This window comes from Microbacterium sp. NPDC055455, from assembly GCF_053619935.1.
Map to the genome: position 1 here is coordinate 36,140 of NZ_JBSHLB010000004.1, position 16,815 is coordinate 52,954.

At 71.8% G+C, this 16,815-nt stretch carries 13 protein-coding genes; 7 read left to right on the forward strand and 6 right to left on the reverse strand.

All coding sequences use genetic code 11. The annotated features are described in order from the left end of the window. The first annotated feature begins 25 nt into the window (after positions 1 to 25). On the forward strand, positions 26 to 733 hold the full coding sequence (locus tag ACWGUG_RS12075) for a sigma-70 family RNA polymerase sigma factor (protein WP_378882618.1): 708 nt from the start codon (positions 26 to 28) through the stop codon (positions 731 to 733). Then, positions 730 to 972 (forward strand): zf-HC2 domain-containing protein, encoded by a 243-nt coding sequence (locus tag ACWGUG_RS12080; RefSeq protein ID WP_194397840.1) that lies wholly within the window; start codon positions 730 to 732, stop codon positions 970 to 972. The genes ACWGUG_RS12075 and ACWGUG_RS12080 overlap by 4 nt, the downstream gene beginning before the upstream one ends. A 34-nt stretch (positions 973 to 1,006) precedes the next feature. Here ACWGUG_RS12080 and ACWGUG_RS12085 read toward each other — a convergent pair whose 3' ends face one another. Both ACWGUG_RS12085 and ACWGUG_RS12090 read right to left on the reverse strand, forming a co-directional pair. Next, positions 1,007 to 1,918, reverse strand: coding sequence for a diacylglycerol kinase (locus tag ACWGUG_RS12085; protein ID WP_452324802.1), 912 nt, complete (start codon positions 1,916 to 1,918; stop codon positions 1,007 to 1,009). Beyond that, a complete protein-coding gene (locus tag ACWGUG_RS12090) occupies positions 1,915 to 3,570 on the reverse strand; it encodes an FAD-binding oxidoreductase (RefSeq protein WP_452324803.1) in 1,656 nt (551 codons plus the stop codon). The genes ACWGUG_RS12085 and ACWGUG_RS12090 overlap by 4 nt, the downstream gene beginning before the upstream one ends. A gap of 34 nt (positions 3,571 to 3,604) precedes the next feature. Between ACWGUG_RS12090 and ACWGUG_RS12095 the strand changes: the two genes are divergently transcribed. Both ACWGUG_RS12095 and ACWGUG_RS12100 read left to right on the forward strand, forming a co-directional pair. Next, entirely contained in the window at positions 3,605 to 4,186 is a 582-nt protein-coding gene (locus ACWGUG_RS12095; protein WP_452324804.1) for a TetR/AcrR family transcriptional regulator, read from the forward strand. After that, complete coding sequence (locus ACWGUG_RS12100; RefSeq protein ID WP_452324805.1) at positions 4,183 to 5,733, forward strand: glycerol-3-phosphate dehydrogenase/oxidase; 1,551 nt, start codon at positions 4,183 to 4,185, stop codon at positions 5,731 to 5,733. The genes ACWGUG_RS12095 and ACWGUG_RS12100 overlap by 4 nt, the downstream gene beginning before the upstream one ends. Positions 5,734 to 5,793: 60 nt before the next feature. Here the strand turns inward: ACWGUG_RS12100 and ACWGUG_RS12105 are convergent, their stop codons facing one another. Beyond that, positions 5,794 to 6,309 carry a hypothetical protein gene (locus ACWGUG_RS12105; protein ID WP_452324806.1) on the reverse strand — a complete coding sequence of 172 codons (516 nt, stop codon included), beginning with the start codon at positions 6,307 to 6,309 and terminating at the stop codon, positions 5,794 to 5,796. Between the two features lie 192 nt (positions 6,310 to 6,501). Then, positions 6,502 to 10,278, reverse strand: a complete 3,777-nt coding sequence (locus ACWGUG_RS12110; RefSeq protein WP_452324807.1) for a multifunctional oxoglutarate decarboxylase/oxoglutarate dehydrogenase thiamine pyrophosphate-binding subunit/dihydrolipoyllysine-residue succinyltransferase subunit — start codon at positions 10,276 to 10,278, stop codon at positions 6,502 to 6,504. Positions 10,279 to 10,455: 177 nt separating this feature from the next. On the opposite strand from ACWGUG_RS12110, the gene guaB1 reads away from it, so the two are divergent. Beyond that, positions 10,456 to 11,913, forward strand: a complete 1,458-nt coding sequence (guaB1, locus tag ACWGUG_RS12115) for a GMP reductase (protein ID WP_452324808.1) — start codon at positions 10,456 to 10,458, stop codon at positions 11,911 to 11,913. Between the two features lie 40 nt (positions 11,914 to 11,953). Here guaB1 and ACWGUG_RS12120 read toward each other — a convergent pair whose 3' ends face one another. After that, entirely contained in the window at positions 11,954 to 13,051 is a 1,098-nt protein-coding gene (locus ACWGUG_RS12120; RefSeq protein WP_452324809.1) for a YihY/virulence factor BrkB family protein, read from the reverse strand. 222 nt (positions 13,052 to 13,273) lie between these two features. Between ACWGUG_RS12120 and ACWGUG_RS12125 the strand changes: the two genes are divergently transcribed. Together ACWGUG_RS12125 and ACWGUG_RS12130 are read left to right on the forward strand one after the other, a co-directional pair. Next, on the forward strand, positions 13,274 to 14,605 hold the full coding sequence (locus tag ACWGUG_RS12125) for a hemolysin family protein (RefSeq protein WP_336398621.1): 1,332 nt from the start codon (positions 13,274 to 13,276) through the stop codon (positions 14,603 to 14,605). Continuing rightward, positions 14,602 to 15,660, forward strand: a complete 1,059-nt coding sequence (locus tag ACWGUG_RS12130) for a hemolysin family protein (protein WP_452324810.1) — start codon at positions 14,602 to 14,604, stop codon at positions 15,658 to 15,660. Before ACWGUG_RS12125 ends, ACWGUG_RS12130 begins: the two co-directional genes overlap by 4 nt. 43 nt (positions 15,661 to 15,703) lie before the next feature. On the opposite strand, the gene ACWGUG_RS12135 is transcribed toward ACWGUG_RS12130, so the two are convergent. Further along, entirely contained in the window at positions 15,704 to 16,774 is a 1,071-nt protein-coding gene (locus ACWGUG_RS12135) for an NADH:flavin oxidoreductase/NADH oxidase (RefSeq protein ID WP_452324811.1), read from the reverse strand. Between the last annotated feature and the right edge of the window lie 41 nt (positions 16,775 to 16,815).

Here is a 16,815-nt window from a genome sequence, read left to right on the forward strand (position 1 = left end):
GAGTCCACCCACCGAGCGGAGCCGGATGTTCGCCACTCTCGACCGCCTCGACATCGAGGCACCCTCACCCGACGTCTCGGGCGGTCCGCAACCCGCCACCGTAGACTGGCGCGTGATGAGCGACTCGATCGACCACGCCGGTCAGACCGACCAGGTGCAGGACCCGCGCGCGCAGTTCGAAGAGCAGGCGCTGCCCTTCATGGACCAGCTGTACGCGGCGGCCATGCGCATGACACGCAACCCCGCGGATGCCGCCGACCTGGTGCAGGAGACCTTCGTCAAGGCGTTCGCGTCGTGGAAGACCTTCACCCAGGGCACCAACCTCAAGGCGTGGCTCTACCGCATCCTCACCAACACGTACATCAACACCTATCGCAAGAAGCAGCGCGAGCCCTACCAGGGCACGATCGACGAGCTCGAGGACTGGCAGCTCGGCGGCGCCGAGTCGACCACCGCGACGAGCACCCGCTCCGCCGAGGCGGAGGCGATCGACCGCATGCCGGCCTCGGTCGTCAAGGACGCGCTGCAGTCCATCCCGGAGGACTTCCGGCTGGCGGTGTACCTCGCAGACGTCGAGGGCTTCGCCTACCAGGAGATCGCCGACATCATGAAGACCCCGATCGGCACGGTCATGAGCCGCCTGCACCGCGGCAGGCGCATGCTTCGTGAGCTGCTGGCCGACTACGCAACAGAGCGCGGCATCACCACCGCCGCCACAAGGAGCACGAAATGACCGACTGCGGCTGCGAGAAGGCGCGGCGCGACCTCGAGGAGTACCTGCGCAACGAGGTCTGCAAGACCGAGCACAGCGACATCGCCGAGCACCTGGAGCACTGCGCGGGATGCCGCGACGAGGCGCTGGTCGCGCGCACGCTGACCGAGGTGGTCGCACGCGCCTGCAAGGAGACGGCTCCCGAGGAGCTGCGTGACCAGGTGCTGGCCCGACTGCGGGCGGTCCAGGCCGCGCACTGACGGACGGCGCGAGCAGTTATCGCCCGAGGTCCGGTCAGGAGGCTGGTGCGGGCGTGAAGACCGTGAGCGCCGCCGGCACGACATCCACCGACAGCGGAAGAGCGCCGATCGGGTCGCCGTCCGCGTACGCGGTGACACCGGGCGACGACAGGCGCACCGACCTCGCGCGGCGTACCGAGACCTCGGGCACCGTGGTGTGCGTGCCGCGATACACGCGCGGCAGGAGCCGGAGCAGGCGCAGCCGTCCGGCGGGCCGCACCAGCAGGACGTCGAGCAGACCGTCGGCGGGATCGGCGTCCGGGCAGATCGGGATGCCGCTGCCGTAGGTGCGACCGTTGCCGACGGTCGCCATCACGAGGTCGCCGCGGATCTGCTCGCGGGTGCCGTCGGCGAGTTCGACGTCGACCTCGTACGGGATGCCGGCGAGGGTGAGGAACTCGACGAGGATCGCGATGTCGTAGCGCGAGCCGCCTCTGGGCCAGCGCATCGCGTTGGCGCGGTCGTTGACCTTGGAGTCGAAGCCGCTTGCCAGGACCGTCCCGAAGTACTGCGTCGATCCGTCGCCGCGGGTCACGCGCGCGAGATCCACCCGCCGCGTGAGGCCACCGGCGATCGCGTCGGCGGCCGCCCGCGCGTCGAGCTCGCGCAGCCCGAGCATCGCCGCGAAGTCGTTGCCCGTGCCCGAGGGCACGATGCCGAGCGGGACGCCGGTGCCGGCCACCTCCTGGATGGCGAGGTTGACGGTCCCGTCGCCCCCGACGACGGCGACCGCGTCGACGCCGGCGTCCAGGGCCGCCCGCAGCAGGGCGGATGACTCGGCGGCGCTGCCGCCGCTCAGGACCGTCGTCTGCACCCCGTGCGTGCGGAGGCGCTCGGCGGCGGTGCTCGTCGCGCCGGTGTGCGCGCCGGCGCGGGCCGCCGGGTTGACCAGGAGCGCGACCTTCATGCGCCGGTGTCGCTGCGCGGGGCGACGAGCGCGCCCGGGTTCATGATGCCGCGGGGGTCCAGTACGGCCTTGACGGCGCGCAGCAGCTCGACGCCGAGCGGGCCGATCTCCGTCGCGAGGTAGGGGCGATGGTCCCGGCCGACGGCGTGATGGTGCGTGATGGTGCCGTTCGCGTGGCCGATCGCCCGGGATGCGGCATCCTTCGCCGTCTTCCACTGCGCCTGGGGATCCTCGCCGAGCGCGGCGATGACGGTGAGGTAGAGCGACGCACCCGCCGGGTACACGTGCGAGATGTGGCACAGCACGACCGGCTTGGTGCCCGAGGCGGTGAGGCTCGCGCTCAGGGCATCGGTCACCGCCCGCTTGAGCGCCGGCAGGTTCGCCCACGTCGTCGCCGTCTCGAGCGTCTCGGCCAGCACGCCGGTGTCCATGAGCGTGTCGCGCAGCGCGGGGGAGGAGAAGCGCCCGCGCTCCCATGAGCGGGCCGGATCCTCGCCGCGCGAGGTCGCACCGTGAGCGGCGAAGACCGTGTCCAGCGCATCGCGCGCGGCTTCCGCCTCTTCGAGGGTCGCCCCCTCGAAGGTGGCGATGGCGAGGCATCCGCGCATCCGGGTGAGGTGCCCGCCCATCGCCGCGTTCACGCGCGTCTCGGTCTCATCGCTCAGCCGCAGCACGGTGGGTCGGATGCCGCGCTGCGTGGCTTCGCGGAGCGCCGCCGTCCCCGTCGCGAAGTCGGGGAACGACCACGCCCGGTACGCCGTGGCCCCCGGAAGCGGGCGGATGCGCACGGTGACTTCGGTGAGCACCCCGAAGGCCCCTTCGGATCCGAGGAAGAGCTCCCGCAGATCGGGACCGGCGGCGCTCGCCGGAGAGCGGCCCAGATCGAGGTCGCCCGCCGGCGTCGCGATCCGCAGGGCGTGCACGAGATCGTCGAAGCGGCCGTAGCCGCGCGAGGCCTGACCGCTCGACCGCGTCGCCGCGAAGCCGCCGAGCGAGGCGTACGGGAAGCTCTGCGGGAAGTGGCCGAGCGTGAAGCCGCGGGCACCGAGCAGCTCCTCCGCCTGCGGACCCGTGGTGCCCGCGCCGAAGCAGGCCAGCAGCGACACCTCGTCGAGCGCGAGGAGGGCGGCGGTGCGCGACAGGTCGAGCGCGATGACCGCGGCGTGCTCGCCGCGCTCCGGCTCGACGCCTCCGACGACCGACGTGCCTCCGCCGAACGGGACGACGGCGATGCCGCGGTCGTCGCACACTCTCAGCACCGCGGCGATCTGGTCGTGATCGGCGGGGGATACGACGGCGTCGGGCGCGTTCTGCAGTCCGTCCATCCGGCGGTGGAGGAGGTCGGGTGTGCTCTTGCCGCCCAGGTGCAGCAGCCGCACGGCGTCGGCGCGCGACGCGTGATGCACCCCCACCACGTCCGCGAGCGCGCCGAGGTCGGCGTCGGAGATGAGGGACGGGGTCAGCTCGGGGACCTGCCGACGGGGGACGGGGTGCGCCTTGCCGGGGAGCAGCGTCGCCACGATCGCCTTCGCCGCCGCGGGGAGCCGGGCGGGTTGGGAGCCCCACGCGTCCCAGTCGCCACGGGGGCGGGGCGCCGGACGGGCGATCGGGCTCGCGGGGGTCGCGGAGTCGGTGTGCGCCGTCGCAGCCATGGCGACAGTATGACACATTCTGTATGGTTGTCACATGGCCGACGGAGTGTCCGACACCGAGAGCGCGATCCTCGACGCCGCGCTGGCGGAAGTGCTGGAGCACGGGATCCGGCGGACGACGGCATCCGACATCGCCCGCCGCTGCGGGATCTCCCGTCAGACGCTCTACCGGTACTGGCCCGACGCCCAGGCGGTGTTCGCGGCGCTCGTTACCCGGGAGCTGCTTGCCACGCTGCCCGCCGGCCGGGAGCGGGCCGATGATCTCGAGGCTCTCGTGGCCCTGCTCGTCGGGACCGCCGACCGGGTCCGCCGGCTGCCGCTGGTGGACCGCCTGCGCGACACCGATCCCGAGCTGTTCGCGCGCTACATCCTCGACCGGCTCGGCACGAGCCAGCGCGCCATCCACGGCGAGACCGCGCGGCGCATCGCCGACGGCCAGCGCCGTGGGTTCGTGCGCGACGGAGACCCGGATAAGCAGGCTGCGATGCTGCTCCTCATCGCGCAGTCCGCGGTGCAGTCGGCGCCGCTGGTGGCCGAGTGGCTTCCCGACGAGGCGTGGCGCACCGAGCTCGCGCACGCGGTGCACGGCTACCTCTCGCCCCGGGGTGCGCGATGACGCCGCTCATCCTCGGCCGGACGCCCTCCCCCTCGGCGCTCACGGCATCGCGCCGCGCGAAGGAGCTCGACGCGCTCTCCGGGAGTCGCGAGATCGACGTCCTGGTGATCGGCGGCGGCATCACCGGTGCCGGCATCGCCCTGGATGCCGCGAGCCGAGGGCTTCGCACGGTGCTGGTCGAGCGCGGTGACCTCGCCCACGGCACCAGCCGCTGGAGCTCGAAGCTCGTGCACGGGGGCCTCAGATACCTCGCGTCCGGTCAGATCGGCATCGCGCGCGAGAGCGCGCTGGAGCGGCACATCCTCATGACGCGGACCGCTCCCCACCTCACGCGCGCCCTCGCGCAGGTGGTGCCGCTGCACGAGCCGGGGCACCTTGCGCGCGGCGCCTACCTCGGACTCGGCTACGAACTCGGCAACGGGCTGCGGCGGACCGTCGGCACGCCGGGCGCCCTGCTGCCCGGGCCGGGAGCGATCGGGCCGGGGACGACGCGGCGACTGGCGCCCGCGGTCCGCGCCGATGGACTTCGCGGCGGCGTGCGCGGCTGGGACGGCCAGCTCATCGATGACGCACGGCTGGTCGTGGCGGTGGCGCGGACGGCCGCCGGGTACGGCGCATCCGTCCTCACCCGCGTCGAGGCGACCTCGGCGACCGGCGGCGACGCCCGCCTCCGCGACCTCGTGACCGGCACGGAGCTGACCCTGCGCGCGCGGGCCGTGGTGAGCGCGACCGGCGTGTGGGCGGGCGGGCTCGATCCCGACGTGCGCCTGCAACCCAGTCGTGGCACGCACCTCGTGGTGTCGACCGAGCGCCTGGGCGGCTCGGACGTCTCGCTCACGGTGCCCATCCCGGGCTCGACGAGCCGCTTCGTGTTCACGCTGCCCGCACCGCACGGACGCACCTACATCGGTCTCACCGACGTCCCGGTGGACGGGCCGGTCCCCGAGATCGCACACGCCACCGACGCGGAGATCGAGATGCTCCTCGGCACGGTCAACACCGTCCTGGCCGACCCGCTCGAGCGCACCGACGTCCTCGCGACGTTCGCGGGGCTGCGACCGCTTCTGGCAGGCGAGCCCGGCGACACCAGCGACCTCTCGCGCCGGCACGCGATCATCGAGTCCGCGACGGGGGTGCTGAGCATCGTCGGCGGCAAGCTCACCACGTACCGGCGCATGGCCGAGGACGCCGTCGATGCCGTCATCCGGCGTGACCCGTCCCTCCCCGCGCGGCCCTCGCGGACCGCTGCGATCCCTCTCGTCGGCGCGTGGCCGCGGCATCGGCTGGCGGAGATCGCGGCGCCGGCGCGCCTCGTGCGGCGGTATGGCGCCGAGGCGCCGTATGCGGCCGCGCTCCCGGACGGCTCCGGCGCGGCGCGCGGGGTGACGGCCCAGGAACTCCAATGGGGCGTCATGGTCGAGGGTGCGATGAGCGTCGACGACCTGCTCGACCGACGCACGCGCCTGGGGCTCGTCGAGTCTGACCGGATCGAGTCGACGGATGCCGCAGCCGCCGCGTTCGCCCGCGCCGGCGTCGACCCGCTCTGACGGCATGCGCCGGACGAACGGGGGGCGTCGCCGTCTCCCCGTCCGTCCGGTGATCAGGGATCAGTTCTTGCCACCGCCGTGGCCGACCGGGGCTCCGAACGAGAACGAGCCCGCCACCATGGCGAAGGCCCCGCTGGTCTCATCGGTGATCGTGATGCCTGACCACGCGCCGGCGGTGAGAGTCGCCGTCTGTCCGTTCGGGCAGTCCAGAACGGTGTCGGCAGCCGGGATCGACAGTGTCAGGGAGCCCACGAGCTGGCCGTTCTTGGTCGCCGTGAACTCGCCGCTCTGCGTGACCTCGCTGTCGATCGTGGTCTTCTTCGGGTCGGCGGGGTTGGAGCCGCCGTTGTTGATGCACTGGTACGTCGCGGTCAGATGGGCCGAGGCCGTCACCGTCTCCACGGATCCGGACTCGAGGCCCGCCTCCTTGAACTCCACGACGAGGCTCGTCCCGTCCAGCGACGCGCTGGTGTGGTTGCCGATGAAGTGGGCGTTGCCCGCGTAGGCGGGCGACCCGACGAGCAGCACCGCAGCCGCGGCAGCCGCCAGGGCGATGGAGATGCGCTTGATGGACATGATTGCTTCCTCCCGGGTTCCACGGGTGGATGGTGCGGTCGTCCCCGGTGAGCGCAGGTGAGGAACCCCTGTCACTGTAGGTCCGGCGGATGCCCAGGCGACATCGAGCGTTCTCCCTAGGGCAGGCGCAGACCGGCCCTGAACCTCCCCGCTCAGCTGAGGGGCGTCCAGGGCCGGTCGGCGCAGCCGGCCTTAGAGCGTCAGCGCCTTCTGCATGATCTTCGCCTGCTCGGCGGCGTGCACCTTCGGCGACCCGGTCGCCGTCGAGGCGGCGGACGAGCGGGAGACGCGGCTGATGGTGCGACCGCCGAGGTGCTTCACCAGCTCCAGCGCGATGAACGGCCACGCGCCCTGGTTCTCGGGCTCGTCCTGCACCCACACCAGCTCGGCGTCCGGGTAGGAGTCGATGACGGCGTTCAGCTCGGTGACGGGAGCGGGGTAGAACTGCTCGAGGCGCACGAGCGCGATCTCGGGATTGGGGTTCTTCTCGAGCTCCGCCCGCAGGTCCCAGTGGATCTTGCCGGCGTGCAGCAGCACCCGCTTCACGGCCGACTTGTCGATCCCGCGCTCGTCGTCCAGCACGGGCTCGAAGCGGCCGGTCAGGAAGTCGTCGACCGGGCTCGTCGCACCCCGCAGGCGCAGCATGGCCTTCGGCGTGAACACGACCAGCGGACGACGCGGGCGCGCGTACGCCTGGCGCCGCAGCAGGTGGAAGTACGAGGCCGGGGTCGACGGGCGGGCAACGGTCATGTTGTCCTGCGCGCACATCTGGAGGTAGCGCTCGATGCGTGCGGACGAGTGGTCGGGGCCCTGGCCCTCGTAGCCGTGGGGGAGCAGCAGAACGACGCTCGACTGCTGGCCCCACTTCTGCTCGGCCGAGGAGATGAACTCGTCGATCACCGACTGCGCCCCGTTGGCGAAGTCGCCGAACTGGGCCTCCCACAGCACGAGCGAGTCGGCGCGCTCCACGGAGTACCCGTACTCGAACGCCATCGCCGCGTACTCGCTGAGGAACGAGTCGTAGACGTAGAACTTGCCCTGGTCGCCCGACAGATTGGCGAGCGGGATCCACTCCTGCCCGTTGGCCCGGTCGTGCAGGACGGCGTGGCGCTGCACGAACGTGCCGCGGCGGGAGTCCTGGCCGGCCAGGCGCACGTTCGTCTTCTCCAGCAGGAGCGACCCGAAGGCCAGCAGCTCGCCGAAGCCCCAGTCGATCGAGCCGTTGCGGCTCATGTCGAGCCGCTTGTCGAGCAGCTGCTGGAGCTTGTTGTGGACGGTGAAGCCCTCCGGCTTGTTGACGAACGTGTCGCCGATGAGGTTCACGATCTCGCGCGCGACCCCGGTCGTCTCCGGCTCGCCGGCGACGGCGACGGTGACCTCATCGGGGACGACGACGGGCGAGGAGCCGGTCTCCGCGGCGTGCGTCTCGGCGAAGGCGACCTCGAGGCGGCTCTGGAAGTCCTGCTTGGCCTTCTCGTACTCCTCCTCGGTGATGTCGCCGCGGCCGACGAGGGCCTCGGTGTACAGCCGGCGGACCGAGCGCTTCGCCTCGATGAGGTTCGTCATGAGCGGCTGCGTCATCGACGGGTCGTCGCCCTCGTTGTGACCGCGGCGGCGGTAGCAGACGAGGTCGATGACGACATCACGGTGGAACCGCTCGCGGTAGGCGAAGGCCAGCTGCGCGACCCGGGTGACGCCCTCGGGGTCGTCGCCGTTCACGTGGAAGATCGGCGCCTGGATCGTCTTGGCGACGTCGGTGGCGTAGACCGAGGTGCGGGCGTCGACCGGGGTGGTCGTGAAGCCGACCTGGTTGTTCACCACGACGTGCACGGTGCCGCCGGTGCGGTAGGCGCGCAGCTGGGACATCTGCAGGGTCTCGACCACGACGCCCTGGCCGGCGAAGGCCGCATCGCCGTGGACCAGGATCGGGAGCCAGGTGAAGCTGCCGATGGGCTTGCGGTCCTGCTTGGCCCGCACGATGCCCTCCAGCACGCCGTCGACGGTCTCGAGGTGCGACGGGTTGGCGGCGAGGTAGACGGGGAGCTCCGCCTGGTTGTCGGCGACGAAGGTGCCCTCGGTGCCGAGATGGTACTTCACGTCGCCCGAGCCGCTCTTGGACCCGATGGCGACCGAGCCCTCGAACTCGCGGAACACCTGCCCGTAGGTCTTGCCGGCGATGTTGGTCAGGACGTTCAGGCGGCCGCGGTGCGCCATGCCGATCGCGGCGCCGTCCAGGCCCGCCTCGGCGGCGCCCTGGAGGATCTCGTCCAGGAGCGGGATCAGCGACTCGCCGCCCTCGAGGCTGAAGCGCTTCTGCCCGACGTACTTGGTCTGCAGGAACGTCTCGAACGCCTCGGCCTGGTTGAGCTTGTCGAGGATGCGCAGCTGCTCGTCGTGGCCCGGCTTCTGGTACTTGACCTCGACGTTCTGCTGGAACCACGCGCGCTGCACCGGGTCCTGGATGTGCATGTACTCGATGCCGATCGTGCGGCAGTATGAGTCGCGGAGCACGCCCAGGATGTCGCGCAGCTTCATCTGGCGCTTGCCGCCGAAGCCGCCCGTGACGAACTCGCGGTCCAGGTCCCAGAAGGTCAGTCCGTGGCTCTCGATCTCGAGGTCGGGGTGGGTGCGCTGGACGTACTCGAGCGGGTCGATGTCGGCCATCAGGTGACCGCGCACGCGGAAGGAGTTGATGAGCTCCTGGACGCGCGCCTGCTTGTCGACGCGCTCGGCGAGGTCGACGTTGATGTCGGGCGCCCAGTGGATCGGCGCATAGGGGATGCGCAGCGCCGAGAAGATGTCCTCGTAGAAGCCGCGCTGCCCGATGAGCAGCTCGTGCACCTTCTTGAGGAACTCGCCCGACCCGGCGCCCTGGATCACGCGGTGGTCGTAGGTGCTCGTGAGCGTGATCGTCTTGCCGATCGCGAGCTCGTTGAGCGTCTTGTCGCTCGCGCCCTGGAACTCGGCGGGGTACTCGAGGGCGCCGGCGCCCACGATGCAGCCCTGACCCTTCATCAGGCGCGGCACGGAGTGGACCGTGCCGATGCCGCCGGGGTTGGTCAGCGAGATCGTCGTCCCCTGGAAGTCGGCCGCGGTCAGCTTGTTGCCGCGAGCACGGCCGACCAGGTCCTCGTACGTGGTCAGGTACTCGTTGAACGAGAGCTGCTCGGCGCGCTTGATGCTGGGCACGAGCAGGGCACGGCTGCCGTCGGGACGGGGGAGGTCGATCGCGATGCCGAGGTTGATGTGCGCCGGCGCAACCACGGAGGGCTTGCCGTCGACTTCGGCGTAGAAGACGTTCTGGCTCGGGAACTCCTTGAGCGTCTGGATGATCGCCCAGCCGATGAGGTGGGTGAAGCTCACCTTGCCGCCGCGCGTGCGGGCCATGTGGTTGTTGATGACGATGCGGTTGTCGATCATCAGCTTCGCCGGGACGGTGCGCACGCTGGTGGCCGTGGGCACCGTGAGCGACTCGTCCATGTTCGCCGCAAGCGTCTTGGGCAGGCCCTTCAGCGCCGTGACGACGTCGGCCTCGGCCTCGCCGTCCGCCGACGACGGCTGCGCCTTGGGCGCCTGCGCCGGAATCGGCTGCGGGGCGGCGGGCCTCGCCGTCGTGCGCGCCACCGGCTGGTTGCCGATGACGGGGATGGGCGCCGTCACCGGGCGGGGCTCCGCCGCCGGCTGCGGCGCCGCGGGAGCGGCGGCAGGCGCCGGTGCCGCGGGTGCCGGAGCAGCAGCGGCCGCGGGTGCCGTGGCCGCCGCGGCCTGCGCGGGTGCGGCCGGCGCCGCAGCGGGGGCCGTCGGTGCCGCGCCGTCGGCGGGGTGGTAGGCCTCGAGAACGGGCCACCATGCCTTGTCGACGGAGTTCCGGTCGATCTTGAACTGTTCGTACAGCTCCTCGACGAGCCACTCGTTGGCTCCGAACTCACCCTCGTTCGAAACCCCGACGCCCGTCACCTGGCTCGACACGCTGAATCGCCTGCTTTCATCGGTGAAGTTCTGGGATACGCGTGGGGCTCAGAGCCGGCGCACGCGTGGGGTTAAGCCTAGCCCAGTCCGCGCGGGCGGTCCCGGTCCCCGCCCGTGCGGAAGCCGAAAGAATGCGAACGATTACCCGCACAGGAAGTGTCACTACCCTTGGCGGTCATGGAGTTCTACGGCGAAGCCCCCGACGTCGACCTGACCTATTCCGACGTCTTCCTCGTCCCGCGCCGGTCCGCCGTCGCCAGCAGGCTCGACGTCGACCTCGCCCCCCACGACGGGACGACCGCGACGATCCCGCTCGTCTCGTCCAACATGAACTCCGTCACCGGCGCGCGCCTGGCCGCCACGCTCGCGCGGCGGGGCGGACTCGGCGTGCTCCCGCAGGACATGCCGCTGCAGGAGCTGGACGCCGCTATCCGCTGGGTCAAGGCGCAGCCCGTCACCTGGGACACGCCGCTGGTCCTCCCGCCGGACGCGACCGTCGCCGACGCCGCGCGGCTGCTCCCGCCCACCGACGGGCACGGCATCGTGGTGGCAGAGGTCGCGGCCGGCCGGATCGACGCCGACGACGTCCTCGGCATCGTGCCGGCGGCGCGCCTGGGCACCGCGCTGCCCGATGCGCGTCTCGGCGACCTCGCGCGCGGGCGCGCCGCGTCCGTCGACGCCGATGACATCGAGAGCGCCCGCCACGCGTTCGACGTGATCGTCGCCGCGGACGCCGAGCTGGTGGCGGTCCTGCACCACGGACACCTCGTCGGCACGCTGTCGCGCCGCAGCGCCCTGCGCTCGACGCTCTACCGCCCGGCCGTGGACGCCTCCGGCCGCCTGATCGTCGCTGCGGCGGTCGGCATCAACGGAGACGTCGCGGCCAAGGCGCGAGCCCTGGCCGGCGCCGGCGTCGACGTCCTCGTGCTCGACACCGCCCACGGCCATCAGGAGGGGATGCTGCAGGCGCTGCGCACCGTCGCCGACCTCGACCTCGGCCTGCCGATCGCGGCCGGGAACATCGTCACCGCCGAGGGCGTCCACGACCTCGTGACCGCCGGCGCCACGATCCTGAAGGTCGGGGTGGGCCCGGGGGCCATGTGCACGACGCGGATGATGACCGCCGTCGGCCGCCCGCAGTTCTCGGCGGTCCTCGAGACGGCCGAGGCCGCCCGCATGATGGGCGCGCACGTGTGGGCCGACGGCGGTGTGCGCTACCCCCGCGACGTCGCGCTGGCGCTCGCGGCGGGCGCGGCATCCGTCATGATCGGATCGTGGTTCGCGGGCACCATCGAGGCGCCCGGCGAGCTTCAGGTCGATGAGGCCGGCCGCGCCTTCAAGGAGTCGTGGGGCATGGCCTCGACCAAGGCCGTGCATGAGCGCTTCGGACGCCTCGACCCGTACGAGCTGGCCCGCAAGGAGCTCTTCGCGGAGGGCATCTCGTCGTCACGCATCTACCTGGACCCGCTGCGCCCGGGCCTGGAGGACCTGCTCGACATGATCACCTCGGGAGTGCGGTCGTCCTTCACCTACGCCGGCGCGGCGACGGTGGCGCAGTTCCACGACCGCGCGCGGGTGGGACTGCAGTCGGCGGCGGGGTACGAGGAGGGCAAGGCGCTTCCCGTCAGCTGGTGAGGGATGACGGATGCCGCGGCCTGCGGCATCCGTCCCGGCCTCAGCGTTCGCCGCTGCTCCCGCCGGTGTGCGCCGACTCGTCGTCGTCGTCCGCGTGCTGCAGGCGGATGCGCCTGCCCTCCTCGACGTCCTTCTTCTCCTTCTGCGCGGCCTTGTCGCTCTTGCGGGTGTCGCGGGGCGGCAGCTGGATGTCCTCCTCCGCCTCGATCCCGGCCTGCAGCTGGCGCCCGCGTTCGAGCTCGGCATCGAACTCGGCTCCGAACAGCAGCGCGATGTTGGCGATCCACAGCCACAGCAGGAAGACGATCACCCCCGCGAGCGAGCCGTACGTGCGGTCGTAGTTCGAGAAGTTCGCCACATAGATGCCGAACGCCGCCGACGCCACCACGAGCGTGAGGATCGCCAGCAGCGACCCCAAGCTGATCCAGCGGAACTTCGGCTGCTTCGCGTTGGGCGTCGCGTAGTAGAGGATCGCCACCATCAGCACGACGACGAGGGCGAGCACCGGCCACTTCACGATCGACCACACCGTGGTGGCCACCTCGCCGAGGCCCAGCGCCGAGCCCACGGCGTCTGCCACCGGGCCGGAGACGACGAGGATGACGAGCGCCACCACGATCAGCGCCACCCCGATGACCGTGACCAGCAGCTGGGCCGGCTTCAGCTTCCAGAAGGGCCGGCCCTCCGGGATCTCGTAGATCCGGTTCATCGCGCGGCTGAACGCCCCGACGTAGCCCGATGCCGACCAGATCGCCAGCAGCAGGCCGAGCACGAGGCCCCATCCGGCGGCGGGGGACTCGGCCGCCTGCTCGAGCGGGCCGCGCAGCGCGTCGGCCGCCTCGGGTGACACGCTCTCGACCACGCCGATGATCGCGCCGGTCGCCTCACCGCTGCCGGCGAGGAGCCCGAAGATCGAGAAGACGGCGACGAGCCCGGGGAAGATCGCCAGGACCGAGTAGAACGTCAGCGCGGCGGCGATGTCGGTGCACTCGTCGGCTGAGAACTCCCTGGCCGTCTTGACGAAGACGTACTTCCAGGAGCGCTTCTCGATCTCGCGGGGCGTGTCGGGCTTGTCGGGGTGCTCGGGTGGCGGAGCGTTGCGGGGGTCCGTCTGCCGGTCGGCGCTCGTGTCAGTCATCCCCACAGCCTGCGCAGTCCCGCGCCCGGTCGCGGAGGGGGTTGACACGGGCGCCCGCCGACCGCAGGGGCCCGTCGTCGTGAGCGATCCGCGGCCGCGCCCGGACCCCTGTCGTAGACTTGGCGGCACGATGGACGACCCCCCCAGTTGCAGACGATCGCCCCACCGACCCGACTCCCGGATGCACCGGCCTGACTCCTGGCCGAACAGGGGGTGCGCGTGATGGATTACGTCATGCTGGGCGTGGGGCTCCTGCTCACCATCGGCACCGGGCTGTTCGTCGCGAGCGAGTTCGCGCTGGTGAACCTCGACCGCGCCGACCTCGAGGCCCGTCAGGCGGCCGGCGAGTCGCGGCTCTCGATGACCATCGGCGCGCTGCGCATCACGTCGACGCATCTGTCCAGTGCGCAGCTGGGCATCACGCTGACCACGCTGCTCACCGGCTACACGATGGAGCCGGCGATCTCGAACCTGCTCGCTCCGGTCTTCGACGCGTGGGGCATCCCGGAGGGCGTGTCGCGGCCCCTCGCCGCGGTCATCGGCGTCTCGATCGCGACCGTGTTCTCGATGATCATCGGCGAGCTGGTCCCCAAGAACTTCGCCCTGGCGATCCCGAGGCAGACCGCGAAGCTGGTCATGCCCTTCCAGGTGGGGTTCACGACGGTGTTCCGCCCGGCGATCGTCGTGCTCAACGGCAGCGCGAACGGCGTGCTGCGGGCGATGGGCGTCGAGCCCAAGGAGGAGCTCTCGGGCGCGCGGACGGCCGAGGAGCTGTCGAGCCTCGTGCGCCGCTCCGCCAGCGCCGGCGTGCTGGAGGAGGACACCGCGTCGCTGCTCGACCGCAGCCTCACCTTCGCGCGCCTGAGCGCGGCCGACGTCATGACGCCCCGCCCGAGCATCCATGCGCTGGCCGCGGACGACTCCGCGGAGGACGTCATCCAGCTCGCGCGCCGCACCGGGCACAGCCGCTTCCCCGTCTACGGCGAGTCGATGGACGACATCACCGGCATCGTGCACCTCAAGGCCGCCGTCGGCGTGCCGCGGGAGCGCCGCGCGGACGTGCCCGCCGCCGCGCTGGCGACCGAGCCGCTGCGGTTCCCCGAGGCGGTGCACCTCGACGTCCTCGTCGCCGAGCTGCGCGCTCGCGGCTACCAGATGGCCGTCGTGGTCGACGAGTACGGCGGCACCGCGGGCGTGGTGACGCTGGAGGACCTGGTCGAGGAGATCGTCGGCGAGGTGCTCGACGAGCACGACCGGCGCCGCGCGGGCATCGTCCGCGTCGATGACACCGTGGTGTTCCCCGGCGAGCTGCGCCCCGACGAGGTGCGCGATCGCACCGGCATCCGCATCCCCGAGGGCGACGTCTACGACACCGTGGGCGGCTACATCATGAGCGTCCTCGAGCGCATCCCCGCCGTCGGCGACACCGTCGAGATCGAGGACGGCACCCTCGAGGTGCAGCGCATGGCCGGACGCCGCGTGGAGCGGGTGCGGTTCGTCCCGACGCCGATGCCGCACGCGGCGGCGACGACGGAAGGGGGTGAGCGTCGATGAACGACTGGGCCGGAATCGCATGGCTCGTGGTGCTGCTCATCGCCAACGCCTTCTTCGTCGGCGCCGAGTTCGCCGTCATCTCCGCCCGCCGCTCGCAGATCGAGCCGTTGGCAGAGAAGGGGTCCCGCTCGGCCAAGACCGCGCTGTACGCGATGGAGCACGCGACGCTGATGCTCGCGACCAGCCAGCTGGGCATCACGATCTGCTCGCTGCTGATCCTGAACGTGTCCGAGCCCGCCATCCACCACCTGCTCGCCGAGCCGCTCGGGCTCACCGGCTGGTCGGAGGCCGTCGTCGACGGCGTCGCGTTCGCGATCGCCCTGCTGCTGGTGTCGTACCTGCACGTCGTGTTCGGCGAGATGGTGCCGAAGAACCTCGCGTTCTCGGTGCCCGACCGCGCCGTGCTCATGCTCGCCACGCCGCTCGTGTGGGTGTCCAAGCTCTTCCACCCGGTGATCGTGACCCTGAACTGGGTCGCGAACCACATCGTGCGGCTGTTCCGCGTCGAGCCGAAGGATGAGGCCGCCTCGACGTTCACGCTCGAGGAGGTCGCGACGATCGTCAATCAGTCGCGCATCGAGGGCGTGCTGGACGACGCGGCCGGAACGGTCGCCGCCGCCGTCGAGTTCACCGACAAGAAGGCCGCCGAGGTGGCGGTGCCGCTGTCGCAGCTCGTGACGCTCCCCGAGCGGACGACGCCCGATGAGATCGAGCGCGCCGTGGCCAAGCACGGCTTCTCGCGCTACGTGATCGTCGACGGCGAGGGTGCACCGCTGGGCTACGTGCACCTCAAGGACATCCTGCGGGCGGCGGAGGGGCCGGATGCCGCCACCGACGTCGCGCGCCCCATCACGACCCGTCGCGTCCACCACATGGTGCCCGTGCTCGAGACCACCGACCTGGAGGACGCCCTGGCCGTCATGCGCCGGGCCGGCCGCCATCTCGCGCAGGTGCGCAACGAGGCCGGCGAGACCACCGCGGTGCTCTTCCTGGAGGACATCATCGAGGAGCTCATCGGCGAGGTGCAGGACGCGACCCGTCGTCGCGGGTTCTGACGCGCGGCGGAGCCCCGGGTATCCCGGGGCTGCGCCGTCGCCGTCAGGAGGCCGGCCGCGCCCGGAGGTACTGCGCGGGCCAGTAGTCGATGTCGGCGCCGAGCTCGGTGGCGGCCCGCAGGCCGTAGTGAGGATCGCGGAGCCACTCGCGTCCGGCCATGACGGCGTCGGCCGCCCCCTCCTCCAGCACCCGCTCCGCATGGGCGGCGTCGTCGATCATGCCGACGGCGTTCACCGGCACACCCGCCTCGCGGCGCACGCGCGCCGCGAGGCCCACCTGGTAGCCGGGGCCCGTCGTGAGCCGCTGGTGCGAGACGAGGCCGCCGCTGGAGATGTCGAAGAAGTCCGCGCCGCGCTCGGCGGCCCAGCGCGCCACCGTGACGGTGTCGTCGGCGTCCCAGCCGCCGGGCGCCCAGTCGGTGGCGGAGAACCTCACGATGAGCGGAACGCCGGGTGCGGCATCCGTCACCGCCTCCAGCACGCGGAGAAGGAGCCGCGCGCGATTGCGCAGCGAGCCGCCGTACTCGTCGTCGCGGAGGTTGGACAGCGGCGAGAGGAACTGGTGCAGCAGGTAGCCGTGGGCCGCGTGCAGCTCGAGCACCTGGAATCCCGCGTCGACGGCGCGGCGGGCCGCCGAGGCGAAGGCGGCGACGATGCGGTCGATGCCCGCGAGGTCGAGGGCGACGGGCACCGCGTAGCCGTCGTAGGCGTCCGCCGAGGGTGCGACGGTGGTCCAGCCGCCCTCCTCGGCCGGCACCGAGCCGCGGCGTCCGGAGAACGGCGACCAGGTGGAGGCCTTGCGCCCCGCGTGCGCGAGCTGGACGCCGGCCACCGCCCCACGGCGACGGATGGCCGCCACGATCGGCGCCCACGCGTCGCGCTGCTCGTCGGTCCACAGTCCGACGTCCTCGGGCGAGATGCGCCCTTCGGGCGACACCGCGGTCGCCTCCGCCACGATCAGCCCCGCCCCTCCCGACGCGAACTGCGCGAGATGCGTGTGGTGCCATTCCTGCGGCACGCCGTCCACCGCGCTGTACTGGCACATGGGCGACACCCACAGGCGGTTGCGGATCGTGACGTCGCGGAGGGTGATCGGGGAGAACAGTCGGGGCATGGGGTCTTCCGGGCCGGGTTCGGGGGAGCGGTACTGTGACG